Annotated in this window: 1 protein-coding gene; it reads right to left on the bottom strand. The window is 57.4% G+C overall.

Annotation, left to right across the window (positions count from 1 at the left end):
• The coding region (locus tag ACFFUV_RS23880; protein WP_446697930.1) for a hypothetical protein at positions 1-526 on the bottom strand (526 nt) is incomplete at both ends.

The raw sequence follows: 526 nt of genomic DNA, 5'->3' as shown, positions 1-526 counted from the left end.
AGTTCCGCTTATTGACCGGCATAGTCAGACCGGACAACTTCGCTATATCGTCCCTGGGAAAGGTCACATAGTCCTCATTGAACATCTCCAGGGCACACACCACATCGTCTTTCGTGAAGCGGTTGATGTCCTCGACACTCATATCGTCATAAGGTTTCAGCAAGGAAAACGCGTCCCAGCGCAGCTCGTCCTCGCTAATCCCGCATTTCTTGGCGTAGATCGCCAGCGTCATAATGCCATAGAACCGATGGCCCACGCGAATCTCATCCCCGATCCGGTGCAGCCACCAGTCGTATAAATCTCGCTTGACCGTCCAGCGGCCCCGCCGCTCCTTCTTGACAATCCGCCGCTCGTACCAGTCCGGGTACTTCTCCTTTGCCTCAGCCAGCGACAGGCGGCTCTTTCTCATAAGCCCCTCAAGCCGCTGCTGCTCCCCGTTACTGTCCGGGATAAACTCCAGCAACTTCTCCAGCGTCACCCTCCCGCCGAGCCGGTAGGCCGTTACGGGGTACTCCCGACCCAGCTT

This window comes from Vibrio olivae, from assembly GCF_042428525.1.
GTDB lineage: Bacteria > Pseudomonadota > Gammaproteobacteria > Enterobacterales > Vibrionaceae > Vibrio > Vibrio olivae.
This window is presented reverse-complemented; position numbering and strand designations above follow the sequence as displayed.